Origin of the sequence: Rathayibacter iranicus NCPPB 2253 = VKM Ac-1602 (assembly GCF_003149025.1) — a bacterium.
In the GTDB taxonomy this organism is placed as follows: Bacteria; Actinomycetota; Actinomycetes; order Actinomycetales; family Microbacteriaceae; genus Rathayibacter; species Rathayibacter iranicus.
In genome coordinates this window covers 70204-93792 of sequence record NZ_QGDV01000001.1, presented here as the reverse complement: position 1 = coordinate 93792, position 23589 = coordinate 70204, and the positions used below count along the sequence as shown (strand labels likewise).

Here is a 23589-nt window from a genome sequence, read left to right as displayed (position 1 = left end):
GCCGTAAAAGAAAGTGCGCAAGCGCTCAGGAGGTGGGCGGCCGCGGAATCAACGTCGCGATCTCGGACGTGGCGACACTGACGGAATCGCGCGGAGTGAGCCCAGGGCTGCGCGGCGTCGGCACAGGGAGGCGCACCAGCAGCGCACCCGGGTCCACCCCGAAGCGCCCCGACCTGGTACGGCCGAGTAGATCGCCATCCAGCTCCGCAAGAACGGGCTGGTCCAGTTCGAAGGTGAACTCGCGGCCGGGCCACTGCCGCAGCGACGCGAGTCCGTTGCGGTTGCCGGTTGCCACATCGAGGGCCAGGCCGAAGCGGCGGCGCAGGAGCACCAGCTCCAGATCGCCGTCATCGAGCACCGCGCCGGCCGCGAGTTCGATGTTGGCGACAACAGAGCTGCAATTGCAGGCCAGCAGCATGAAGCAGCGCTGCGGAGGCTCTACCGCCCCGTCGATCGTCAGCGTCGCCTCGAAGCCCGCCTTGAACATCGCCGGTGCCCCCGCTGCGAAGTAGGCGCCCCAGCCGACCCGCTTCTTCAACTCCTCGTCCGTCTTCTGCATGATTTCGGCGTCAAGGCCCACGCCGCCCATCACCATGAACACCCGCTCCTCGCCGTCGTCGAACGTCGCGGTGCCCATGTCGATCGCCCGATCCTGCCCGAGCAGGGCGATCTCGACGGCCTCAGGGAGCGACCCGAGCGGGATCCCGAGGTTGCGGGCAAGCAGGTTCCCCGTCCCGCTCGGCAGCAGCCCATAAGGGATTCCGGTGCCGCGGAGGGCCGTCGCCACCGCGCGCACAGTGCCATCACCGCCCATCGAGCAGACCAGGTCGGGCTCGGCCGCCCGCGCGGCTCGGGCTGCGGCCGCACCGGAGTCGCAGGGACTGGTCGTGAACCAGAGCGGCTCGTTCCAGCCATGCCGGCGGGCAATCGTCGCGACCAGGTCCTCCGCCGCAACGACGTCGTTGAACTTGCTCGGGTTGATCACGACGGCCAGGGTTCGCTTTTCGAGTGCCTTCACCCGGTCAGTCTGCGGTGAACGGCGACCGCTCCAGCGCCGCGGCGGCCTCGATCGCCAGAACGGCGCCAATTTGGGCCGAGAGACTGGCGGGCCCTGATGGTGGCGCGTCCCAGCGCGGGCCGGCAAGCAGCACTCCGCGACGCTCACTTGAGCGCTGCAAAACGGCGACACTGCCCGTGACGAAGCCGCGCACACGCTCGGCGAGCGCCGGCGCGACTCCGTGGGTCGTGGCGAGGTCAACGAGGTGCCGGTAGGCGATGCCGCCGAAAAGCGCGCCGTCGCCCGTGCCCTGCTCGACGAAGACGCCGTCGGGAGCGAGCCGGTCGAGGAGATCCTCTGCCGTCCGGGATGCGTGCTCGATGAGGCGCGGATCGGGCCGCAGCCGGTGCAGCGCAAGAGCGGACCCGAGGTAGACCCCGTGGTTGTAGCTGAAGGCCCACTCGTCGCGAGTCGTCCCACCCTCGCGGCCGATGCCGTCGGCCACGAAACCGGTGTCGTCGTCGCGCAGCCGGACGTGCATCCAGTCGAAGGCGGCTCGCGAGAGCTCCTCGCGACCATCGGGGCGGAGGAGCTCCAGCCGCGCACCGAGGATCGCGAAGGGGCCGTTCGCCGGCGCGTTCTTGTAGTGCAGCTGCCGACGGCGCCAGGCGAGGCTCGCCCCATGACGGAGGTTCCAGCCCTTCTCCACCGCGAAGCGCCACAGCCGATCGGCGCGGTCGAGCCACCGCGGATCGCCCGAGGCCTCGCCGAGCCGGGCGAGGGCACCGCCGAGCCACATCATGTCGTCGAAGTAGTCGTTGACCAGGCGCCCGCCGTTTCGCAGGCGAATCGCGCGGTGGATCCGCCTAGCCCGCTCAAGGTGCGCCGTGTCGCCCGTGCGCTCGAAGGCGTCGACGGCCGCGTCGATCGCGTGCGCCAGCCACCAGTAGTTGAACTCGAGGTCCGCCCGCAGCGACGTCGGGTAGCTCATGTGGTAGCCGAGCAGCGGCACCGCGAAGAGCCGCTCGAGACTTTGCTGCGCGGTGTCCGCGAGGCTACTCGTAGACGTGCGGGGCGAGGACGGCGACATCGCGCAGGTTCCGGTAGCGCTCGGCGTAGTCGAGTCCGTAACCGATCACGAACTCGTTCGGAATATCAAAGCCCACGTAGGCGACGTCGACCTCGACCTTGGCCGCGAGGGGCTTACGGAAGAGGGCGCAGATCTCGACGGAATCGGCGCCTCGACTGCGCAGATTGCCCTGCAACCACGAGAGGGTGAGGCCTGAGTCGATGATGTCTTCGACGATCAGGACCTTGCGGTTCGTGATGTCGGAGTCGAGGTCCTTGAGGATACGGACGACACCCGAGGACTTCGTCCCGCTCCCGTACGAGGAGACGGCCATCCAGTCCATCACGATGTCGAGCTTGAGTTCGCGCGCCAGGTCCGCCATCACCATGACGGCACCTCGGAGGACGCCGACGATGAGGAGGTTCTCGCCCGCGTAGTCGCGTTCGATTGCGCGGGCCAGGCCGCGAATCCGCTCGTGGATCTCGGCCTCGGTGTAGAGGACCTCGGTGATGTCGTCGGCGATATCGGCTGCTTCCACCCGGCAACTCTACGGCTGGTCCGCCTTTGGATCGCCCGCGCGAAATGCCTCTTGAGTACGCCTTTGCCGGCGTGTCGCGTACCCAAGAGGCATCTCGCGACGGTTGGGAGGGCCAGCGCGGGGGTCAGTGCGCCGGGGCGAACACGAGGGCTGTGCCGGAGCGGGTGGCGACGACGCCCGGGAGGTCGATGCCCTTTTGGCCGTGCCAGTCGGTGACCAGCGCGGCGACGGCCAACGTCTGCGCGCGCGAGAGCGCGACTCCGAACTCGTTCGCCATCACCAGGCGGATGATGCGCTGGCGCAGCGCCGGCGGATCGGCCGCGAGCCCGCGCACGTCGATGGTGACGTGGCCCGCCTCGTCCTGCCCAACCAGCTCCAGTGCCCAGTCGAGCGCGAGCGCATCCAGCGCGTCGCCGTCCTCGCGCAGCTGCTCGGCCGTGCGCGCCAAGGCCTGCGCCACGCCCGGGCCGAGCTCGTCCTCCAGCACCGGCAGCACGCGCCGACGCACCCGCACGCGAGAGTAGCGGGCGTCGTCGTTGTGCGGGTCGTCCCAGACGCTCAGGCCCTGGTCGGCGCAGGCGCGGCGGGTCTGCTCGCGGCGCAGGCCCAGGAGAGGTCGCCGTAACGGCCCGCTGACCGGCACCATCCCGTGCAGCGAAGCGGCACCGGCTCCGCGCGCCAGTCCGAGCAGCACCGTCTCGGCCTGGTCGTCGAGGGTGTGCCCCAGGAGAATCGCGACCGCGCCCGTGGCCGCCAGGGCGTCGTCGAAGGCGCGGTACCGCGCGGTGCGGGCCGCCGCCTCCGGGCCGCCCTCCGTAGCCACACTCACCACCTCGACCAGCACCGGAGCGAGCCCGAGCGTGTGCGCCTGCTCCCCCGCCCGCCGCGCGACCTCGGCCGAGCCCTCCTGCAGCCCGTGGTCGACCACCACCGCGCCGGCCCTCCGGCCACCTCGCGGCACCTCGAACGCAACGGCCGCCGCGAGCGCGAGCGAATCCGCTCCCCCGCTCAGCGCGACCAGCACCAGCGCTCCGGGATCAAGCTCATCGAGGCTCGCCCGCACCGCCCGCCGAAGGTCGGCGACGGCGGGGGTCAGGCGGGGGCGATCGGGCACATCAAGTAACGTTAGGCCAGCGATCCGGCCTGCGAACGCGCGCACGTGCACGAGCGCATCGGGGCGCCACCACTGCCGATGCGCCGTTCCGGCGCCACCGACTCAAGGAGAGAGCATGGCCGCATACGACGTCGTCGTCGAGATCCCCAAAGGGAGCCGCAACAAGTACGAGGTCGACCACGAGACCGGTCGCGTGTACCTCGACCGCGTGCTCTTCACCTCCTTCGTCTACCCGACGGACTACGGCTACTTCGAGAACACACTCGGCCTCGACGGCGACCCCGTCGATGCGCTGGTGCTGCTCGAGTACCCCGTCTTCCCGGGCGTGGGAGTCTCTGTCCGCCCGGTTGGCGTGCTCAACATGAGCGACGAGGCCGGGTCCGACGCCAAGGTGATCGTGGTCCCCGCGAAGGACCCGCGGTGGCAGCACATCCAGGACATCGGCGACGTTCCCGAACAGACGAAGAACGAGATCAAGCACTTCTTCGAGCGCTATAAGGATCTCGAACCCGGCAAGTGGGTCAAGGTCGAAGAGTGGGGCGACGCCGCCGAGGCCGAGCAGATCGTCCAGGACGGCATCAAGAAGCTGGCCGAAGAGGGGCACTGACCTCTCGCCCGACGACGAGCGAACCCCCTCCCGTGACACAACGGGAGGGGGTTCGTGTCGTCTCTGTGCTGTGAGGCCTCAGGTCTGTGCTGTAAGGCCTCAGGCGCTCGGGCGAGCGACCATTGTGGCCGGGGAACCCCAGGTGTTCCAGATGCGCACAGGTTTGCCGTAGTCGGCGGCCTCGAGGATCTGATTGTTCCCGAGGTAAATGGCCACGTGGTAGTAGTCGCCGCCACCGCCCCAGAAGACCAGGTCGCCGCGCTGTCGCTGGCTGTACGGGACGAGCTTGCCCGCCCCGGCCATGGTGTTGTACTGGTTCGTCGCGGAGTGCGTCCCGACGTATAGGCCCGCGGAGGCGTACGACGCCTTGGTCAGACCGGAGCAGTCCCACTGGTCGGGACCCATACCGCCGAGCACGTACTCCTCGCCGAGCTGCGCCATCCCGTACGAGATGGCTGTCTCGACCGCGCTGCTCTGCGGCTGCTGGACGGGAGCGGAGACCGCCTGCGGGAGGGGCGCTGGGGCCTGGATCGGCGTGGGCTGGGCTGCGGCGGGTGCCGGCGCGGGCTGCGGCGGAGCGGGCTGCGGCGCCGCGGGCTGTGGGAGAGGGGCGGCGGGCTTCGGCGCAGCCGGCTGCGGGAGGGAGGGAGCGGTCTGCACCGACTGGGAGGACGTGGACGACGACGCTCCCTGCTGCGGCGGTACGGCAGAGCGAGCAGCCTCGGCCTGCGCCTGCGCCTCAGCCTGCGCCTTGGCGTCAGCCTGAGCCCGCGCCTCGGCTTGCGCCGCGGCCTGAGCTTGCGCCTCGGCCTGGGCACGAGCCTCGGCCTGCGCCTGCGCGGCAGCGGCCTCGTCGGCCTTGCGCTTCTCCTCACCGGCGAGGAACGCCGTCTCGACCTCGACGGTCGAGTCCTTGAGCAGTGCCAGCTGGGCAATCAGCTGCTCGGACTTCTGCTCCTGCGAGGCGAGGGCCGAGCGAGCGGATTCCGCCGCGGCATCAGCCTCGATACGCGCCTCGTCCGCCTCCTTCGAGAGTCTCTCGTGCTCCGTCACGGCCACGTCGGCCTGCTGACCGAGTGACTCCGCGTTCTGCTTGTCAGCGAGAGCGTCGGCGTAGACCTTCTGCGATTGCGCCGACAGCTGCGACATTGCGCCGAGCTGATAGAGCAGGTCGCCGGCGTCCTGGCCCTTGGCCACGAGGCTCGCGGAGAGGTCACCACCGGCCGCACGCGAGAGGTGCGCCGCAAGCAGACCTGCACGCATCTTCGAGGTCTGGGCCTTCGCGGAGGCGGCGGTTGCCTTCTCTTCCAGACCGGAGACGGCCTGCGCGGCGGCGTCGAGAGCCTCCTTGGCCTGGCGCCAGGCCTCCGCTTTCTTCATCGCGGTGATCGACTTCTCGTCGACACTGGCCTGCAGGCTGGCAATGAGCCCGGTGATCGAGTCGATCTCGGACTGCTTGGTCGCCTCGTCCTTCTTTGCGTTCTGCACGTCATCCCACGAGGGGTACTTGGCGTCCTCCGCGAGAGCGGGGGCGATGCCGAGCGATGCCGTCACCGCGCTCACCGCGAAGGCGGCCGAGATCGTGAGAGGGAGACGGCCTTTCCAGGCGCGCTCCCGAGGAGCTGGAGTGAAATTGCGGACGGTCGTCTGTGCGTCAACCAAGGGTGACTCCTCGTGTGGCCATGAACGGTTGGGCGTCGACGGCCGAACCGTTGACGCGGGTCTCGAAGTGCAGGTGGCAACCGGTTGAAGCGCCGGTCGTGCCGACGGCGGCGATCTGTGTTCCCGCCTGGACGCTGTCGCCGACGCTGACGAAGATACCGCCGGGCATGATGTGCGCATAGCCGGTGCTGATGCCACTGCCGTGGTCAATCAGCACCCAGTTTCCGTAGGTGCCGTTCGGACCCGCATAGGTCACCGTGCCGCTGTGGGCCGCGAAGATGGGGATGCCACAGCCACCCGCGATGTCGGTGCCGCGGTGGAACGAACCCGACGAGCCTCCGCCAGTGGAGATGCTGTCGCGGGCTCCGTAGGTTCCGGAAATGCGACCCGCCGCGGGACGGACCCAGCCGGAGTCGCTGACCGCAGAGGAGCTGCCGCCGAACGAGGCGCTGTAACCGCCGCCGGAACTCGCCGCCGCAGCCGCCGCCTGACGTTCGGCCTCGGCAGCGGCCTGACGGGACGCCTCTTCCTCCGCGAGCTTGCGCAGGCGTTCCGCCTCGCGGGCCGCGACTCCGGCCTCGTACTCGGCCACTGTCTTTGACTCGGTGTCGCGCAGTGCGGCGAGCTGCTGCTCGAGGACGACGCTCTGCTGCTGCTGCTCGGCGAGCGCCGACTCCGACGCCGCCTGAGCCGCGGTCGCCTCGGCGAGCTTCTGTTCGGCAGCGACGCGGAGCCGCTCGCGCTCGGTCTGCGCAACCACCGCCTGATCGGCGAGGGAGGAGGCGGTATTGCGCGCCGCACTGGCCTGCTCATAGATCGCGGAGGAACGCTCCACGAGCTTGGTCATGTTGCCGATCTTCGAGAGCAGCTGGTCGGCCTGGCCGGACTGTTGGTCAAGGAACATGTTGACCGACAGGTCGGTGCCGGTGCTCCGGTAGAGCTGAGCGGCGAGCAAGCCCGCCTGCTGAGAAGCCGTGTCCGCCTTCTGCGCGCTCGCGCTCGCCTTGTCGTCCAGCTCTCTTGAGCGGTCGGAGGCAAGGTCGAAAGCCTGTTGCGCGGCGAAGTGCTCGTCGCCCCGCTGCTGGGCGAGCTGCTGGGCCGCAGCGACCTCGCGCTGCAAGTCGCCAATCAGGGACGTGATCCGGTCGACCTGTGCCGCTGCCGACGCGGTGTTGCCCTTGGCCGCCTCGACGTCCGCCCACGTCGGGTAGTCGATCGCCTGAGCCGGAGTCGCGACCAGCAGTCCACTGACGAGGGCGAGGGCGGCGGACGCGAGTGCCGCGCTACGGAGTCGCCTCAGCACCCCACTGCGGAGTCGCCCGAGCCGGGTGACACCCGAGGGGCGGGCGGGACGCGGGCTGCGCAGGGAGTAGGGCATAGGACCTCAGGGATTGGTGGAGCCTCCTCCCACGGCGGTGCGGCGCCGACGCGCAGGTGAAGAGCGATTCCGCCCCACCATAACCGCGCCCCTGCCAATCTCCTAGACCGGGGTCAACCCCGGATGAGGTGCACGCGCCCCGGAAATCGTTCGATTTTGCATCCGCCGCCGAGTCATCTATGCTTCTGTGTCGGTAGCCATGGGATGATCGGTCACGCGTCGTTTCATCCACCTCCCGGCCCCATCGTTTAGTGGCCTAGGACACCGCCCTTTCACGGCGGCAGCACGGGTTCGAATCCCGTTGGGGTCACGGACGGGTCTATCGGCAAGTGCACTGGTTCGTGAGAGTCAGAGCGTGAAAATCGAACAGCCTTGAAGGCAGTATGCTTGTCTTCGCAACGAGGCCCTGTAGCGCAGCTGGTTAGCGTGCCGCCCTGTCACGGCGGAGGTCGCGGGTTCAAGTCCCGTCAGGGTCGCAGAAGGGCCCTTCCGAGAGGAAGGGCCTTTTTCAGGAGATCACCTCTCCGGCGACGTTGCGTCGCAATGGCTCTGTAGCTCAGTTGGTAGAGCGCACGACTGAAAATCGTGAGGTCACGGGATCGACGCCCGTCGGAGCCACGGAAACCCTCGCCTAGCTTCTACATGGCGGGGGTTTCTTCGTGCCCGTCGGCGTCTTCCGACTCTGGCTGACGAGCGGCACGCGCTAGGCCGCCATGCTGAATCCGCGGATCGCCCACACGCTGGAGCATCGCGCGTGCGTCCTGGCGTCGACGGACGGCTCGCAATGGTCACAGAGCGGCTCGGGACGCGATCGTGTCGCACGCGACGATGCACGGCTCCGCGGTGCTCCTGCCGCCGATGTCGCGACAGGAGACGCCCGCATCACACGTCGTACGTGCGCGCCCCAGGAAGCGCGCCGCGCACCTGGCGGTGCAGCCGCTCCATGTCGGCGTCGAGCATGGCCGCGGTACGGGCCGCATCGGCGAGGCCGTCGAGTAGCTCCTGCGGCACCTGGCACTCGTACTTGTAGTAGATCTTGTGCTCCAGGCTCGCCCAGAAGTCCATCGCAATGGTGCGGAATTGCACCTCGACGCGGACGTCCACCGATCCGCCCGAGAGGAACACTGGCACCTCGACGATCGCGTGCAGACTCTTATAGCCGTTCTCCTTCGGCCGGGCGATGTAGTCCTTCACCTCGAGCACGGTGACGTCGGACTGCGACGTGAGCAGGTCGAAGACCCGGTAGACGTCCGAGACGAAGCTGCAGGTGATCCGGACGCCCGCGATATCGGTAATCGCGCCGGCGATCCCGTCGAACGTGGTCGCGCAGCCCTTGCGCTCGATCTTCCTGATGAGGCTGTCGGCCGACTTCAGGCGGCTCGTCACATGCTCGATCGGGTTGTACTCCTGCAGCTCGCGGAACTCCTCCTGCAGGATCGACACCTTGGTGACGATCTCGTCCATGCCGAACTTGTACTGGAGCATGAACCGCGCGAAGTCGTCCCGAAGGGCCCGGATCTCGGCAACGGTGGTGGCGTCCAGGGCCTGCGCGACGTCGTCCGTCAGGGGCGGAACGGCGGTCACGGGGTTGGAAGGGTTGGAGGGGCTGGAGTCCACAGTCGGACACCCTACGCGCGCCCACGTCCGAGACGGGTGGGAGTGCCCGCCCTACGCTGGAGGCGTGAGTACCGAGCCCCGCCCGCTGCGCTTCTTCGCCTTCGTCATGAACACCGCCTCGCACATCCAGCACGGGCTGTGGCGACACCCCGACGCGCGTCAGCACGAATTCGACGACGCGCAGCTGTGGATCGACCTCGCTCGAACGCTCGAGCGCGGCCGGTTTGACGCCATGTTCTTCGCGGATGTCGCAGGTCTGTACGGGCCGGCGGATGGCGACTGGGAGGTCAACGCGCGGGAGGGACTCCAGCTGCCGAGCAACGATCCGTCGGTGCTGCTCTCGGCGCTCGCGGTCAGCACCGAGCACCTGGGCTTCGCGTTCACGAGTTCGGTGCTCCAGTCGCATCCGTTCGACTTCGCCCGGAAGGTCTCGACGCTCGATCACCTCTCGAAGGGGCGCATCGGCTGGAACATCGTCACCAGCGCTCTCGACGGCGCCGCCCGCAACTTCGGCTACGACCGCCTTGAGGAGCATGACGAGCGCTACGCGTGGGCGCAGGAGTACCTCGACGTGGTCTACAAGCTCTGGGAGGGATCGTGGGACGACGGAGCACTGCTGCGCGACAAGAGCGGATCCTTCGCCGATCCCGCGCGCATCCACCGCATCGACCACGTGGGGAAGCGCTACCGCGTGCAGGGGCCGCACCTGAGCGCGCCGTCGCCGCAGCGCACCCCGGTCCTGTTCCAGGCCGGCTCCTCCCCCGCCGGCCGACGCTTCGCGGCGCGCAACGCGGAGGCGCAGTTCGTGTTCTCGGGGTCACCCGGGAAGACGCGCGAGCTGATCGAGGACACCCGCCGCCTGGCCACCGAGGCGGGGCGCGAGCACGGCGCTCCCGCCTTCTCCCTCGGGCTCTCCTTCATCATCGGCGACACGGAGGAGGAGGCGCGCCGGGCCGAGCGCGAGATCGACGAGTACCTCTCCTCCGACGCCTTCCTGGTGCACTCGAACCTCGGCTTCGATCCAACGACCGGTGACAAACTCAACCCGGACCTGCCACTCTCTGCGATCACGACGTACGCCGGGCAGAGCCACCTGCAGTGGATCCGCGATGCGTCGCCGGACCGGGAGCCGACCGTCCGCGACCTGGCGCGCCTCTCGGCGAAGTTGCGGGGCCGTGTCGTCGGCACTCCCGAACAGATCGCCGACCACCTCGCCGAGTGGCGGGACGCGGGCATCGACGGGATCAACGTCGTCAACTGGGTCCTGCCCGGCAGCTACGAGGAGTTCGTCGACCGGGTGATGCCGGTGCTGCAGGAGCGGGGTCTCGCGCAGACGGAATATACGGAGGGGACGTTGCGCCGCAAGCTCTTCGGCACGGACGAGCTGCCCGCGACGCATCCCGCCCGCGCCTACCGCGGCGCCTTCGCGGGCTGAACCGCTCCGTACACGCGGCCGCACGACGTCAGGTCCGGCGAGCGGGTGAGGGAGCGTCTGTCGGAGTCCGCAGCTCCTCACCTTCCCGCGCGCGTCGGTCAGGACGAGGATGGAGGGATGATCGACATCGAGAGCTGGATCGCCGCCTACGAGAAGGCCTGGGCCACCGACGACGCAGACGATATCGCAGCGCTATTCACCGAGGACGCCGAGTACTTCGAGGCGCCCTACCGCGACGCGATCACTCCGCGCGATGCCATCGTGGCGTGGTGGCTCGCCGAGGACGAGCCGGGCGATCCGACGTTCGCGTGGGGGCTGGTCGCGCTGACGGAGGAGACGGCGGTCGTTCAGGCCCGCACGGTGTATCCGGGCGACCGCACGTATCTGAACCTGTGGGTGATCCGCTTCGCGGCGGACGGGCGAGCGCGCTCGTTCACGGAGTGGTACATGGAGGAGCCGGCCGACTCGGTGTCGTGAGGGCTCGCGGGGATCCGTACGAAGTGCAGGAGTCCGTGCGATGTGCAGGAACCTGTGCGATGTGCAGGAACCTGTGCGATGTGCAGGGGTTCCACCTCCATCCGCTTGTCCCATATGGCGGAGAGCGCTCTTCTCGGCTGAAGCCCTGCACATCGCATACGTTCCTGCAGATCGTACGGAGGGGGTCCGCAGAGCGGCGGAGGGTCCCAGGGTCAGAGTTGGGCGGCGGAGAAAGTGTCGCAGCGCGTCGCGTCGCCCTCGAAGCCCGCCTGGAACCAGCGCTGACGCTGCTCCGCTGAGCCGTGCGTCCACCCCTCCGGATCGACCGTGCCGGTCGCCTGCTCCTGGATGCGGTCGTCGCCGACCGAGGCCGCAGCACCCAGGGCATCCTGGTACTCCTGCGCCGTCACCGGGCGGAGGTAGGGCGTGCCCGTCTCGTCCGGCACAGTGGAAGCGTCGCCGACCCAGGCCCCCGCGTAGCAGTCCGCCTGCAGTTCGAGCCGCACCGAATCCGACTCGGGACCCGTGCCGAAGCGGTCAGCCGACTCCATCGCTCCGGTCAGGTTCTGGATGTGGTGCCCCCACTCATGAGCCAGGATGTACATCTGCGCGAGCGATCCGCCCGAGGTGTCGAAGCGGGTGCGCAGCTCGTCGAAGAATGCGGTGTCGAGGTAGATGGTCTGGTCCGGCGGGCAGTAGAACGGACCGACCGCTGCGGTCGCGCCTCCGCAGCCCGTGGTGGTTTGGCCGTCGAAGAGGTCGACGCCCGCGGGAGTTCGGTAGGCGACTCCGAGGGTCTGCGTCGCGGTTCCCCAGTAGCGGTCGAGCGACTCCGCGGCACCTTCGAGGCGACAGTCGACGTCGGAGTTCGCGTCGGCGCCGCTGTCGCAAGCGACGGCCGTGCTCGTGATCTGCTGCGGAGAAGAGTCGCCCACGAGGCCGCCGAGGGTTGAGAGATCGACGCCGAGCAGCTGCGAGAGCAGAGCGAGGACCACGATGCCAACCGCGCCTCCGCCGACCGCGATCCCGGTCGTTCGGCCACGGCGACGGACCTTGCCGCCGCTGAGCTGGGAGTCGTCGTTGAAGGTCATGCCGTCGAAAATAGCGCGCGGCGCGTCGACCGCGCGCAGGCTTGCGGCTAGCCCCAGCGCGCGACGCGCGCCGAGCGGATGATCTCGAGTAGCGCCTCCCGAAGCGGCCCGTCCTCGCGGGAACCCGGGAACAGATCCACCTCGAGCCGGTGAGCGCGACGCCAGGCGGCACGTCCCGCCGAAGTCAGCGACACGAGCTGACGGCGGCGATCAGCGGGGTCGGTGGTGCGTGTGACGTGGCCTTCGCGCTCGAGACGCTCGAGAGTGCGCGACATGGTCTGCACCTCGACATGAGCGGCCGCAGCCAGCTGTTTCTGCGCGACCGGCCCCGCGTGAAGGAGGTGCAGGACGATCAGGCCGGCATGCGTCAGCCCGATCTCGGCAAGGGCGCCGTGGCGGGCGTGCTCGACCATCCGGGACGCGGTCGAGAGCAGACGGCCCGTGGGCCAGCCCTCCATCGCGGAGGAATCGTCGACACGCATCTGCTCAGGCTATGTCCGCCGCTCCTTCACATGCTGCGGCAGGCGCCGGACGAACCGCTCAGGGCGCGAAATGGTCGGTTGCCTCGATCAGCGCGTCGAGGATGCCCGGCTCGTCGAACGCGTGCCCAGCATCCGGGATCATCCGGAAGTCGGCTTCGGGCCAGGCGACGTGCAGGTCCCACGCCGTGAACGCGGGGGTACACATGTCGTAACGACCCTGGACGATCACGGCGGGAATGTGGCGTAGGACGCCTGCATCACGGATCAGCTGACCCTCCTCGAACCAGCCTTTGTGGACGAAGAAGTGGTTCTCGATCCGCGCGAAGGCCAGCGCGAAGTCGGGGTCGGACCAGGTCGAGACCAGCTCCGGCTTCTGCAGGAGCGTGATCGTCGAGGCCTCCCACGTGGTCCAGGCGACGCCCGCTGGGCCATGCACGGCGGGGTTCGGGTCGTGCAAGAGGCGATAGTAGGACTCGATCAGGCTGCCGCGCTCGGTCGCCGGGATGACGGCGGTGAACTGCTCCCACAGGTCCGGGTAGATCGCGGCGGCGCCGCCCTCGTAAAACCACTCGAGTTCGGCGCGGCGAAGGGTGAAGACGCCGCGCAGGATGATCTCGGTGACCCGCTCCGGATGCGTCTCGCTATAGGCCAGCGCGAGGGTCGAGCCCCAGGAGCCGCCGAAGACGAGCCAGGACTCGACGCCGAGGTGCTCGCGGAGTCGCTCGATGTCGGCGACGAGATACCACGTCGTGTTGGTAGCGAGATCGGCGTCAGGTTCGCTGGCGTGCGGAGTGGAGCGGCCGCACATCCGCTGGTCGAAGAGCACGATGCGGTACTTCTCGGGGTCGAACAGTCGGCGATGGGCGGGTGTCGTTCCGCCCCCTGGCCCGCCGTGCAGGAAGACGACGGGCTTACCCTCGGGATTGCCCGACGCCTCCCAGTAGAGCTGATGGCCATCACCGACATCGAGCATGCCGGAGTCGTACGGTTCGATCTCGGGATACAGAGTTCGCATAGGCCGCACCCTACTGACCGCAACGAGCGGACCGGGCCATTTGACCCGGTCAGCCCTCGGATGGGGGGAGTCGCGATACTCCGCCGCGCGACCACCGCGGCGGGCAGTGACGCCTCCGCACGGCAGCCCTGCCGTGGCGAGCGCTACAGTCGCGGCGTTCCGACCAGAACGCGGATCACTCCAGGAAGACTCGGACGGAGCGCCCCAGCACGACTCCCTCCGACGCCTACTGGTAGGCGAGGCGCCCGATCAAGGAGCCGGGCCGCTCCCCATCCTCGGAGTGGGGTTGGCCACCATCATGAGCGGTGAAGTGAAAGGTCATCGCGTCGGCATCATCGACCGACCACGTGCCACTCAGTATCCATCCCTTCCCGATCGAGACAGTCGTCGACGGCGCATCCGAGGTGATCCGTCCATTCGGGACGCCATACGGCCACCCGACAACATCACCGGCAGCGGTCCTCAACGACATCGAAGGTAACCGCGGACGTAGGCAGGTCACTCGAGTATCCGTTCCCACTGAACCCACGCGACAAATCCTGCGGCACCGGCCACGCCCGCCCAGCAGCGGGCGAACAGGGACCATTCGCTGTCTATCGCGTTCTGGCGGCGGGCGCGGATCGCCGCGATGATCGCGGCTCCGGCGAAGCCGATTGTCAGGCAGCTTGCACCTATGGCGACGAGGGCCTTCATAGCCAAACGTCCATCGTCACGGGATCGGTGGGCAGCGGCTTCGAAGTCGGCTCAACACATACGCGGATGCCGCGGCCGCCGACCGCGATGAGAAGCCAGCCATAGCCGGAACGCTCGAACTCATACTCAGATTGCGGGTCCCAAGCGGGCGGGTCCCGCCAGGACGTGAGCATCGACTGCTCCGCGATTGACAGAGGCACCGCCGACGTGAGTAGAGGCATTTCCACGCCGGGGAGAGCACCGGAGAGCTGGACGCCGGTGCGCTGCCTCGTGTGTTTCATGTGGCCGGTTCCCCTCGTTGTGACACCGGTAATCCAACCAGGTAATGCCCGTATGGACACTCAACGAGTGCCCATACGGGACACTGGATGTCTACGCTGGTGGCAGGTGACCGACGCCGACCTAGAATCGTCATGTGGACGTGGAATTGACGAACGTCAACGCCGTGATCGGCGAGGCCGTCAAGAGCGCTATCTTGAACACCGGTTCCACCGTGAAGGCCGCGGCTGAAAGAGCTGGCCTCCCTTATCGGACCGTGCTTCGTTACATCAAGGGCGAACGGGACATGCCCGTCCCTGTTCTTCTTGCTCTTGTGCACGCCACAAATGCTGATTTGGACGCCCTCGTGAAGCAGCTTCGCGGTCGAGTGGTCTTCAAGGAGATGGGCAACTACGTTCCGGACGGCAATTCCATTCCCGCCGAGGAGTTCAGTTCTCTGCATCCCGACGAGGTGGCTCGTCGTCTCTCACTCGTGTTCAGTTCACGAGGCCTCGACGTCACGACCTCCCACACCAAGGTCCCCGAGGCCCTCCTCCAGAGTGAGGCCTCGATTGATCGTCAAGAGTGGGGCCTGCTCATTGCCGGGCGGCTCCCCTCTGCGCCGCGCGTCGATGTGCTCTTCGCCGTGGCACAAGCACTCGATGTCGACCCCGTCTACTTCCTTCGTGACGACCCGGAGCTGGTTGAGGCAGTGGAGGCGCGACTCGAATTTGACAGTGCGATGCTCAACCTCCGTATCGAGCGCGTTGCGGCCCGGTCACTCGGCACGATCCAGCCCGCTGAGCTGCGCGGCATCGCCGCCGTCGTGTCAGAAATCGTCACAGAGCTGCGCCGATAGCGCGCCTCACCTGTCCTGTCGGGTGGCGCAGCTGCGCTCCTGGCCGGAATGCCGTCTACGGTAGATGCGTTTCTCCCGGCCAGACGTGAATGGAGTCCATCAATGCCGTCAGACTCGGCGGAACAAGGACGCGGCCGATGGAGGATGCTTCGCCGCAACGGTCAAACCCGGAGCGGATCGGTCGTTCAGGCCGCCGACCAGTTCGTGGCCAAGCTGGGCTTCCCGGCCGCCGCGACTTGGGATGATCTCCAATCGTCCGTCGAGAAGGTCTACGGCAAGCCCGTTTACCTGATCGCCTCCGCCAGCACTGCTTTGAAGACCGTCACTGGCCTATGGATCGACACAGCCGAGTTCGGCACCATCGTTTGCCGAGAGAGCGACGAGCTGCACTACCAAAGCCAGAACGCATGCCACGAGCTGGCACACATCCTCTTCGCCTACGCCCCCGACGCCTGGTTCAGCGAGCAAATCCCGCGCCTGATCCACCCGGACCGCAGGCACGGTGCCGCGCACCTCTGCGCGCCGACCGACGACCCGGACAGTTCAGAAGCCAAGGCGGAAACCGCTATCGAGCAAATAGCTTTTGCAATGGTCCGCCGCATCCAGACGCTCAATCGAACAAGCGAGGAAACGTACTTCGGATGATCGAGCAGGTTTGCCTCGCCCTCCTCATCGCGCTGGTGCTTGTCCGCGCACCCCGCGCTGCCGCAAAGCCTGCCGCCCGGCCCGCGTTCTGGGCCACGGTCAGCGGTACCGTCTCGCTCACCACCTACGGCTTCCCGATCTCGTTCTACAGCTACGACGCCCTGTTGGGCGGCTCCAACGTCATCACTCTCGTTCGCGACCTCGCGGCCACTTCGGCGTTCTGGTTTTTCCGCGAAGCGCTCGGTCTCCATGCCGGCGGGCAAGGCCGCATCGCCAGCCGGTGGGAACTCACGGTCATGTTCGGCTCGTACATCGTCCCGTTCCTACTCATCCGGGACCGAGGAGAGACCAGCGTCGATTTCATCATTGACCGCCTCGACCAAACCGCCGTCTGGCTTTACGGCTCGGCCTACATGACAACCCTTGTATGGCTCGCCGTCTCCTCGATCCTCAATGCACGGCTGAACTGGCGCGGAATGCAACTGGTGTTCATTATCGGCTCCGCCGTCACCACAGCGGGATGCCTCATCGAAATCGGATTCCTCACGGCGTCTCACTTCGGATACGGCGGAGACACCTTCCGTTACTCCGCTTGGAATGCCTCCGAGATTCCGTTCTTCCTTGGTTTACTCATCGTCATGTCGGGGATCGGATGGATAGCCATCGTTTTGCCTATCGGACACCGACTCGTCGTCATTCGTGCCTCACGAGTCGCAGCCCGATACAAGCTGATCCAGCGCCCGGGAATCACCACTTACCTCAGTGACCGACGGCTGATCGCACACGCTCAGCACGTTCTCGTTATAACCACCAACGCGGAAGTTCGCGGGGACGTCGCATTCACCGACGCTGACCGCCACGCGACCGCCCGAGTGCGCTCGCTCATCGCCCACGACTACGCCTTCACTCCTCGGGTCATCGGCAGCGGATTCCGGAAGGCGGCGTAGGGACGTGGGCTTCCTCTGGGTCGCAATCCCGGCTGTTGTGTTCGGCGCAGCCGGCGCAGCGCTCGTCGCCACCGTGGGACGCCGCGTTGTCTCTCCCCAGCGCAGTCGACCGACGCCGATCCTCGCCGTACCTGCGCCCGACCGCATCGTCCTCGGCGTCACGCCCATATCGAAGCAGGACGGCACTCTCGGGCTGCTCTACGACGACGAGGCCCGTCACGCCGTGCTCGGTCCGATCGTCCGGGCCGGAGCGGAGGGCATCGAACGCGCCCTCACCCTCGATGTCGACGCGTCCTCGCCCGCTGCCGGCTCTCTGAGCCGCCCCATTGGCAACGTGTTCGCGACCGCGCGAGACGTCGATGACCGCGCCCGCGAGGTCGTCGTTCGCACCGAGTTAGGCGAGGCACCAGCCTGGCTCTTTCCCGGCGAGAGCGATGCTGCACACACGTGGGCTATCCACATCCACGGCATCCTGTCGGGCAGAGATGCGACCTTCCGCTCGGTGCACACCCTCAGAAACACCGGGTACACGTCACTCGTCCCGTCCTTCCGCGGCGACGGAGAAGGCCCACCAGCGCCTCTTGGAGCGTTCACGCTCGGGCAGACAGAATGGCCTGATATCGAGGCGGCGATCACTTTCGCGGTCGCGCAGGGAGCACAGCGGATCGTGATCGTCGGCTGGTCCAGCGGCGCCTCCATGGCCCTGCGCCTTGCCACGGACTCGGCGCACCGTTCAAGCATCGCCGGCCTGATTCTCATCTCCCCCGTCCTCAGCTGGCGCAACAGCGTGCTTTACAGCGCCATGAACGTCGGCATTCCCCGCATCGTGGCCGCAGCTGCCATCGCGGCATTGAGCAACTCGGTCTTCAGTCGGATGCTCGGGTCACCGATCTCCCTCGATTTCGGCGCTCTCGACTGGACCGGAGAAGGAACCTCGCTCCCGGTCCCCGCACTCGTGATCCACTCCGAAGGCGACCGCACCACGCCGATTAGGGATACGCGCACGTTCAGCGAGGCCCACGACAAGGCGACCCTGGCTGTCATGGATCCTGCCGGCCACGCCCTTGAGTGGAACTCCGACCCGGAGCGCTTCGAGGCCATCGTGCGCACCTGGTGCAGCACCACACTCTGACCGTCTCGCCCCAGAGGACAGGGCTTGAACGAGCCTTTCGAGCATACGTCCTACTGTTCGGTTGGGAACAAGCCGATGCTACGAACGCCGCTGTCACTGAGCGGCCGGCCGCTGAGGGCATCGTCAGGGCAACGAGGAGACCCCGAACACCAATCGCGCCCTCAATGCAGCTCCAACCTCGTGCATCTGCCGCCGGCCGAGGGGCAGTACGGGCCCTAGTTTTGCCACCACCGCTTCTCTGGGATCGGATTGGGAAATCTTCCGCCCAACGAGAGCCACTTACGCCCAGCCGTTGGCAGGCGCGTCAGCCCGACCGTCGCATTGGACCCTCATCAGACGCTCGGGACCGCCACTGAACGAAGTGATTACTCCCGGAGACGTAGAGAACTGTCCGTCGGTGGCAATCGGAGGCGCACTGTGGCCATTAGCACCTCCGGTCCCGCCTCGGCCTCGGGGGTGCATGTGCCGCCACTCGGCTCGCACCGATTCTAATAATGGCGACTGTAAAGAAGGGGGCACGGCGGCATGCTCCCTTCCTTCCTCGCAGTTAGCAGGTGATGGCGCCGAGGAAGCCTCCCCCGGCTGCACCGGCAACACCACGACTGGACACGCAGTGGCCCCACTCATCCGAGGCCCAGTCGCTGTTGAGGCGGACCGTTTCCCCGCTGGCGTTGACGGTGAAGCGGAATGTCACCGTGTTTGTGTCATCGACAGACCAGATACCAGCCGCTGTGCGCCCCTTTCCGACAGGGATGCTCGTCGGCAACGCATCGGAGGTGATCGTTCCATCCGTAACACCGACGCCGCCGCCCGCTAATTTCACCGGCCGCGCTCCCCCTCCCACGTCGAACGTCACTGTCGAAGCGGAGCCACCCGTCATCGTCAGCACCACCCTTCCGGCGGGCGCGTCGTGCGCGAAAGACGCATCCGCAGCAGATGCCGCCATGACGGGGCCGGCGGTCAGCGCTACCGCCACGACCACCGTCGCCGCGACCTTCGTGCAAAATTTCATCATGATCGATTTCCTTTCCTGATAATTTCGGGGAGCGCTGACGGTGAAGGAGGTTCAATACCACCCAGCCGACCAGGAAAGTAACCGCAACAGCCACGGCAGTGATCACAACGTTCCACGGATCGCGTGCACCCACCGCCGCCGAGACGACACTTCCGACTGTCACCCCCACGAATGAGATTCCCATAGACCCCCACGGCGTGAATTTCCTCGTTACTGAAGTCCGGTCCCGCTGATCGCTCATGTCCGGTCACTCCTCCAAGTTGTGAATGTTGAATCCGGTTTAGCGACCTCATCCAGGGGCGGTCAACCGAATGTGGTGCTTCTCAGGAGCTTGGGACTGCCCGCGCATTGCTGACGCGGGCGTCCCGAGGAACGCACCCGTACGGGCGGGGTGTCGCCGCCGCGATACCTCGCAGTCGGTAGATCAGTGGTCAGACGCCCTCTCGTGGTGATGCGTCACCACTTCTCCCCTCGCGGCAGCGCGAGCGCGACACCGACCGAGGCTGTAGCACGCGCGTCCGCCCGGTACACGATCGAGCGGCCTTAAACTTCGTTCGATCCAGACCCCATACCGGATTACTTCGTGACCGGCGATGCAGTCGAGATCTACTCCGCAAGTTCAGGTGATGACCCATCGACATTCACGCGCGTCGTTGATTGGGGATGGGCGGACGAGGATGCGTGTGACGCGGGCGCCTTTAGGCTCCATGGACTTCTACCGCCTAAAAGGAAACCCAGCCGACGAAGCGGGCACTCGAGAAGACGTAATTCTGCGCACCAATCTATAAGATAGCGGAGAGGTGTGGTTATGCAAAACGATGGAAATAGAAGATTCAGGCGATCAGTAGCAGAACTCGTTTTCTCATTCGCGAACTGACTTAAGGGAATGGGGCACGCAGCACACCTGCGGCGGGCCCCACAGCTATACGAGAAGTGTGTCAATAGAGGTGCCCTCAGCGGGCATTTCATCCGGCGGGCCATCTAAGACACCACGATGCCCGCGATTCCGCGCCGAGCGACGCGCCCTCGCGGTGTCGCGATGAACGATTCTCTTGCGGGACACCTCGCCTTCCGGCTAACGGCGGATGAGAAGGGCGCGAGCGGTGCCGTAACCAGTGACGCTACTGAACCAGCCTCGTGAGGGTCCGGATGTCGGCGGCGAGCAGCTCCGGCTCCTCGTGTGGGGCGAAATGGCCGCCGCGAGGCATGCGCGTGTAGCGAATGACGTCATACGTGCGTTCCGCCCAACTGCGCGGCGGGTGCGTCAGGTCTGCGGGGAAGATCGAGATCGCGGTCGGCACCGAGACGCGTCCGACCCGAGCAGTCCGTCCGGTCGCGTACTCCCAGTACGGGCGGAGGGATGTCGAGATCGAGTCGGTGAACCAGTACAGCGACGCGAGGGTGAGCAGGTAGTCGTCGTCGAAGCGGATCGAGAGGTCTCCTCCGCAATCGCTCCAGGCGCGGTGCTTCTCGAGGATCCAGGCGAGCAGACCGACCGGAGAGTCCGACAGTGCCGGAGCCAGGGTGAGCGGCCGGGTCTGCTGCTGATGCTCGTAGGCGCCCTCGATGTCGGACCATTCCCGTACCTCGTCGAGATAGGAGCGCTCTTCCGCGGAGAGGGAGTCGTCCTCCACGTGCTGTGGTGAAGCGACGGCGAGCAGGTGGATGCCGGCGACCGCCGCGGGGTGATTCTCGGCCAGCCGCGAGGTGATGCCCGCGCCCAGGTCGCCTCCGTGGGCGACGTAGCGAGCGATGCCCAACTCCTCCGTCATCAGCCGATGCCAGAGGTCGTGGGTTTGCTCGTCCAGCCGCGGCCGCTGCGGCGAGAACGGGAAGCCCGGCAGCGCGGGGACGACGACGGTGGCCGCGTCGGCTGGATCGCCGCCGAACCGCGATGGGAAGGCGAGGCGCTCGGCGAGCGGAACCAGTTCCAGAGCGGAGCTGGGCCAGCCGTTGGTCAGCACCACCGGAAGCCTGCCCTCTGTCTCGGCTTCGAAGCGGAGGTAGGACAGAGGTGTCCCATCGAAGTCGGCCTGCGACCAGGGCAGCTCGCGCATCCGCCGCTCCTGCGTCGGCCAATCGAACTCCTCGGACCAACGGCGGGCCAACCGCCGCAACTCGGCTCGGTCCGTTCCTGCCGACCAGCCCTCGACCGGCCACTCGGGCGACCAGCGGGTCCGGCGGATGCGATCCCGCAGGTCGGACCACTCCTCCGACGACACTGTGGGGACGGGCCGCGACGTTCGATGCTGCTTCATCGCTCGACCGTAACGCCCGAGAACGGACACGAGGCGTCGCACCCCGGTCCGGTCTCCGTTGAGGCCCCGGGACCAGACGTGACCGCACGCCATCCTCCTGAGTTTCCTGAGCGCAGTCCTTTCGCGCGTTCACGAGACGGTCCGCTTGCGAAGGACAGGATGTGTCCTCATTGCTCCGTACTGTCGCCGCAGTGACTCGATCGATCAGACGATTAGCACCCGAGCGAAGGACGACTTCATGAGCGACCAGATCCATCCGTTTCGGATCGAGATACCGATGAACTCGATCGAGGACCTCAGGAGCCGGCTCCGCGCGACCCGCTTCTCGCCCCCGCTGCCGGGTGACGACTGGCGCACCGGAGTCCCGGTCGGGTACCTACGTCGGATGACCGAGTACTGGGCGGAGGAGTACGACTGGGTTGCTGCGCAGGCAGAGCTGAACGAAATCCCGCAGTTCACGACCGTCATCGAGGGTCAGACGATCCACTTCCTCCACATTCGGTCGACCGTGGCAGGGGCGCTTCCCCTACTGCTCACTCACGGCTGGCCGGGATCCTTCGTGGAGTTCGTGGACCTCATCGGGCCGCTCACCGACCCGGGATCGCACGGTCGACACCCGGCGGACGCGTTCGATCTGGTGATTCCTTCGCTCCCCGGATTCGGGTTCTCGAGCCCGGTCGCGGAAGGCGACTGGGATGCCGCCAGGATCGGACGGACGTGGGCCGCGCTGATGGAGCGTCTGGGCTACGACCGGTACGGCGTCCAGGGTGGGGACATCGGGGCGGCAGTCTCGCCTGAGATCGCCCGGTCGGCACCTGAGGCCGTGGTCGGCGTGCACGTCAACGGCACGCTCGGGACGCCGTTGCGGGCCCCGACCGAAGCCGACCTGGCCACGTTGACGCCGCTGGAACTGGATCGTCTGGGGCGGGTACAGACCTTTATGCAGGAGGAATACGGCTACATCTCGATCCAGTCCACGAGACCCCAGACACTCGCGGCGGGCCTCACCGATTCACCGGCGGGCCAGCTCGCGTGGATCTTCGACAAGTTCCACAAGTGGACGGTCCCCTCCGAGGCGCTGCCCGAGACAGTCGTCTCACTCGACCGCCTCCTCACCAACGTGTCGTTGTACTGGTTCACGGCGACCGCCGCCACCGCCGCCTACATCGGTTACGCACAACACTCCGCATGGGGAGCTGTCAAGGAGCCCTCCGGCGTACCCACCGGCGTGATCATGTTCGCCCATGACGTCGGCATCCGCCGGTACGCCGAACGAGAGAACACCATCACCCGCTGGACCGACGTTGCGGACAGGGGTGGGCACTTCGCAGCTCTCGAAGAGCCGACACTGCTCATCCAGGACCTGACAGAGTTCTTCCGCCCCCTCCGCCCCCTCCGCCCGCTCCGCCCCCTCCGGTGAGTGCAACGGGCCGACCCCTCAGGAAGGGCCGGCCCGCCTCCCTTACTCACGGCCCGCTCGATCGGCCTGTCTCGCGACCCGGCGGAACGCAACCCGCAACTCGTCCGGCTCGATGACATCAATATCCGACTGCACAAGCAGAAGCCAGCGGGCTATCGACTCGTACGTGTCCGCTCCCGCTCGGACAATCGTGACCCCGGGTGACTCCTCCTCCACGACTCCCCAGGCCGGCGCCACCCACCGACTCACCGCCTCTCTCGGCGCGTGCACTCGGACCGTTGCCGTGACCTGCTGCCACCCGGCAGCGAGCTGCCCCGTCACCCACTCCTCGACATTCCGACCCGGGAACTCGTGCGACCGCGCAGGGAAGTCCATCACCTGCACCTCGGAGACACGGTCCACGCGGTAGGTGCGCCACTCGCCGGCGTCGATATCGAACGCGACGAGATACCAACGCCGAACAGTGTTCACCAGAGAGCGAGGGTCGGCGCGGCGCACAACCGTCTGCCCATCCTGTTTCGTGTAGCAGAATTCCAGGCGACGGCGCAGCTGACATGCGCGTGCGAGGTCACCGAGCAGACCAACGTCGACCAGGCGATCATCGACCGGTTCGAGAGCGTCCACAGGGACGGAGAGGGTCACCTTCGACACGGCGTCGACCACCCACCGCACACGCGGAGACAGCGACAAGACGAGCTTCCCGAGGGCACTGCCTGCTCCGAGACAGCCCTCCCGTCGATCGTCGCCGAGACGCCGACCGTCACCGCGCCCGCAGGCGCATTCGCGTGACGGGTCGTGAAGGAGGTGGTGGAAGCACCGATGGTCTATAGTGAAGCTACGCCGTGACTGCGTCGATACTTGCAGGTTTGAGTGAACACTC

General features: G+C 67.0%; 24 protein-coding genes and 3 tRNA genes. 12 read left to right on the top strand and 15 right to left on the bottom strand.

Annotated features, from left to right (window positions below; all coding sequences use genetic code 11):
* Positions 1-25: 25 nt before the first annotated feature.
* The 4 genes from B0H03_RS00480 to tilS all read right to left on the bottom strand — a co-directional run bounded on the left by B0H03_RS00480 (position 26) and on the right by tilS (position 3718).
* Positions 26-1018, bottom strand: a complete 993-nt coding sequence (locus B0H03_RS00480) for a diacylglycerol/lipid kinase family protein (protein ID WP_160487188.1) — start codon at positions 1016-1018, stop codon at positions 26-28.
* 4 nt (positions 1019-1022) lie between these two features.
* Entirely contained in the window at positions 1023-2087 is a 1065-nt protein-coding gene (locus tag B0H03_RS00475; protein WP_104266173.1) for a glycoside hydrolase family 76 protein, read from the bottom strand.
* Positions 2053-2604, bottom strand: coding sequence for a hypoxanthine phosphoribosyltransferase (gene hpt / locus B0H03_RS00470; RefSeq protein WP_104266172.1), 552 nt, complete (start codon positions 2602-2604; stop codon positions 2053-2055). The genes B0H03_RS00475 and hpt overlap by 35 nt, the downstream gene beginning before the upstream one ends.
* 124 nt (positions 2605-2728) lie before the next feature.
* Positions 2729-3718 (bottom strand): tRNA lysidine(34) synthetase TilS, encoded by a 990-nt coding sequence (gene tilS / locus B0H03_RS00465; protein ID WP_104266248.1) that lies wholly within the window; start codon positions 3716-3718, stop codon positions 2729-2731.
* 115 nt (positions 3719-3833) lie between these two features.
* On the opposite strand from tilS, the gene ppa reads away from it, so the two are divergent.
* Entirely contained in the window at positions 3834-4325 is a 492-nt protein-coding gene (ppa, locus tag B0H03_RS00460) for an inorganic diphosphatase (RefSeq protein WP_104266171.1), read from the top strand.
* Between the two features lie 99 nt (positions 4326-4424).
* Here the strand turns inward: ppa and B0H03_RS00455 are convergent, their stop codons facing one another.
* Both B0H03_RS00455 and B0H03_RS00450 read right to left on the bottom strand, forming a co-directional pair.
* Positions 4425-5987: a C40 family peptidase gene (locus B0H03_RS00455; protein ID WP_104266170.1), complete on the bottom strand. Its 1563-nt coding sequence runs from the start codon at positions 5985-5987 to the stop codon at positions 4425-4427.
* Positions 5980-7365, bottom strand: a complete 1386-nt coding sequence (locus B0H03_RS00450; protein WP_237399257.1) for a M23 family metallopeptidase — start codon at positions 7363-7365, stop codon at positions 5980-5982. The genes B0H03_RS00455 and B0H03_RS00450 overlap by 8 nt, the downstream gene beginning before the upstream one ends.
* 237 nt (positions 7366-7602) lie before the next feature.
* Here B0H03_RS00450 and B0H03_RS00445 point away from each other — a divergent pair.
* The 3 genes from B0H03_RS00445 (at position 7603) to B0H03_RS00435 (ending at position 7983) form a co-directional block, all read left to right on the top strand.
* Positions 7603-7675 (top strand) — tRNA-Glu (locus B0H03_RS00445).
* 92 nt (positions 7676-7767) lie between these two features.
* Positions 7768-7841, top strand: a tRNA-Asp gene (locus B0H03_RS00440).
* Between the two features lie 69 nt (positions 7842-7910).
* Positions 7911-7983, top strand: a tRNA-Phe gene (locus tag B0H03_RS00435).
* A gap of 264 nt (positions 7984-8247) precedes the next feature.
* Here B0H03_RS00435 and B0H03_RS00430 read toward each other — a convergent pair.
* Positions 8248-8850, bottom strand: a complete 603-nt coding sequence (locus B0H03_RS00430) for a GTP pyrophosphokinase (RefSeq protein WP_104266246.1) — start codon at positions 8848-8850, stop codon at positions 8248-8250.
* A 238-nt stretch (positions 8851-9088) separates the two neighbouring features.
* Between B0H03_RS00430 and B0H03_RS00425 the strand changes: the two genes are divergently transcribed.
* Together B0H03_RS00425 and B0H03_RS00420 are read left to right on the top strand one after the other, a co-directional pair.
* Complete coding sequence (locus B0H03_RS00425; RefSeq protein ID WP_104266245.1) at positions 9089-10417, top strand: LLM class flavin-dependent oxidoreductase; 1329 nt, start codon at positions 9089-9091, stop codon at positions 10415-10417.
* 117 nt (positions 10418-10534) lie between these two features.
* Positions 10535-10894, top strand: a complete 360-nt coding sequence (locus tag B0H03_RS00420; protein ID WP_104266169.1) for a nuclear transport factor 2 family protein — start codon at positions 10535-10537, stop codon at positions 10892-10894.
* Between the two features lie 212 nt (positions 10895-11106).
* Here the strand turns inward: B0H03_RS00420 and ypfJ are convergent, their stop codons facing one another.
* The 6 genes from ypfJ to B0H03_RS00390 form a co-directional block, all read right to left on the bottom strand.
* Positions 11107-11985 carry a KPN_02809 family neutral zinc metallopeptidase gene (gene ypfJ, locus B0H03_RS00415; protein WP_104266168.1) on the bottom strand — a complete coding sequence of 293 codons (879 nt, stop codon included), beginning with the start codon at positions 11983-11985 and terminating at the stop codon, positions 11107-11109.
* 47 nt (positions 11986-12032) lie between these two features.
* Positions 12033-12467, bottom strand: coding sequence for a MarR family winged helix-turn-helix transcriptional regulator (locus B0H03_RS00410; protein ID WP_104266167.1), 435 nt, complete (start codon positions 12465-12467; stop codon positions 12033-12035).
* Positions 12468-12525: 58 nt separating this feature from the next.
* The gene (gene pip / locus B0H03_RS00405; RefSeq protein ID WP_104266166.1) at positions 12526-13482 is read right to left on the bottom strand and encodes a prolyl aminopeptidase; all 957 of its coding nucleotides are present in this window, start codon (positions 13480-13482) and stop codon (positions 12526-12528) included.
* A gap of 226 nt (positions 13483-13708) precedes the next feature.
* Positions 13709-13954: a hypothetical protein gene (locus B0H03_RS00400; protein ID WP_104266165.1), complete on the bottom strand. Its 246-nt coding sequence runs from the start codon at positions 13952-13954 to the stop codon at positions 13709-13711.
* Positions 13955-13980: 26 nt separating this feature from the next.
* Entirely contained in the window at positions 13981-14175 is a 195-nt protein-coding gene (locus tag B0H03_RS00395) for a hypothetical protein (protein WP_104266164.1), read from the bottom strand.
* A complete protein-coding gene (locus B0H03_RS00390; protein WP_104266163.1) occupies positions 14172-14456 on the bottom strand; it encodes a hypothetical protein in 285 nt (94 codons plus the stop codon). Before B0H03_RS00390 ends, B0H03_RS00395 begins: the two co-directional genes overlap by 4 nt.
* A gap of 134 nt (positions 14457-14590) precedes the next feature.
* Between B0H03_RS00390 and B0H03_RS00385 the strand changes: the two genes are divergently transcribed.
* The 5 genes from B0H03_RS00385 to B0H03_RS16410 all read left to right on the top strand — a co-directional run bounded on the left by B0H03_RS00385 (position 14591) and on the right by B0H03_RS16410 (position 19050).
* Positions 14591-15292: a helix-turn-helix domain-containing protein gene (locus B0H03_RS00385; RefSeq protein ID WP_104266162.1), complete on the top strand. Its 702-nt coding sequence runs from the start codon at positions 14591-14593 to the stop codon at positions 15290-15292.
* A 144-nt stretch (positions 15293-15436) separates the two neighbouring features.
* On the top strand, positions 15437-15937 hold the full coding sequence (locus B0H03_RS00380; protein ID WP_104266161.1) for a hypothetical protein: 501 nt from the start codon (positions 15437-15439) through the stop codon (positions 15935-15937).
* Positions 15934-16884, top strand: a complete 951-nt coding sequence (locus B0H03_RS00375; RefSeq protein WP_104266160.1) for a hypothetical protein — start codon at positions 15934-15936, stop codon at positions 16882-16884. Before B0H03_RS00380 ends, B0H03_RS00375 begins: the two co-directional genes overlap by 4 nt.
* 4 nt (positions 16885-16888) lie before the next feature.
* The gene (locus B0H03_RS00370; RefSeq protein WP_160487187.1) at positions 16889-18016 is read left to right on the top strand and encodes an alpha/beta hydrolase family protein; all 1128 of its coding nucleotides are present in this window, start codon (positions 16889-16891) and stop codon (positions 18014-18016) included.
* A gap of 752 nt (positions 18017-18768) precedes the next feature.
* The gene (locus B0H03_RS16410; RefSeq protein ID WP_146083985.1) at positions 18769-19050 is read left to right on the top strand and encodes a hypothetical protein; all 282 of its coding nucleotides are present in this window, start codon (positions 18769-18771) and stop codon (positions 19048-19050) included.
* Positions 19051-20152: 1102 nt separating this feature from the next.
* Here B0H03_RS16410 and B0H03_RS00360 read toward each other — a convergent pair.
* On the bottom strand, positions 20153-21289 hold the full coding sequence (locus tag B0H03_RS00360; RefSeq protein ID WP_104266244.1) for an epoxide hydrolase family protein: 1137 nt from the start codon (positions 21287-21289) through the stop codon (positions 20153-20155).
* 238 nt (positions 21290-21527) lie between these two features.
* Between B0H03_RS00360 and B0H03_RS00355 the strand changes: the two genes are divergently transcribed.
* Positions 21528-22709 carry an epoxide hydrolase family protein gene (locus B0H03_RS00355; protein ID WP_104354402.1) on the top strand — a complete coding sequence of 394 codons (1182 nt, stop codon included), beginning with the start codon at positions 21528-21530 and terminating at the stop codon, positions 22707-22709.
* A gap of 42 nt (positions 22710-22751) precedes the next feature.
* Here B0H03_RS00355 and B0H03_RS00350 read toward each other — a convergent pair whose 3' ends face one another.
* A complete protein-coding gene (locus tag B0H03_RS00350) occupies positions 22752-23399 on the bottom strand; it encodes a helix-turn-helix transcriptional regulator (RefSeq protein WP_164860207.1) in 648 nt (215 codons plus the stop codon).
* Positions 23400-23589: the final 190 nt, after the last annotated feature.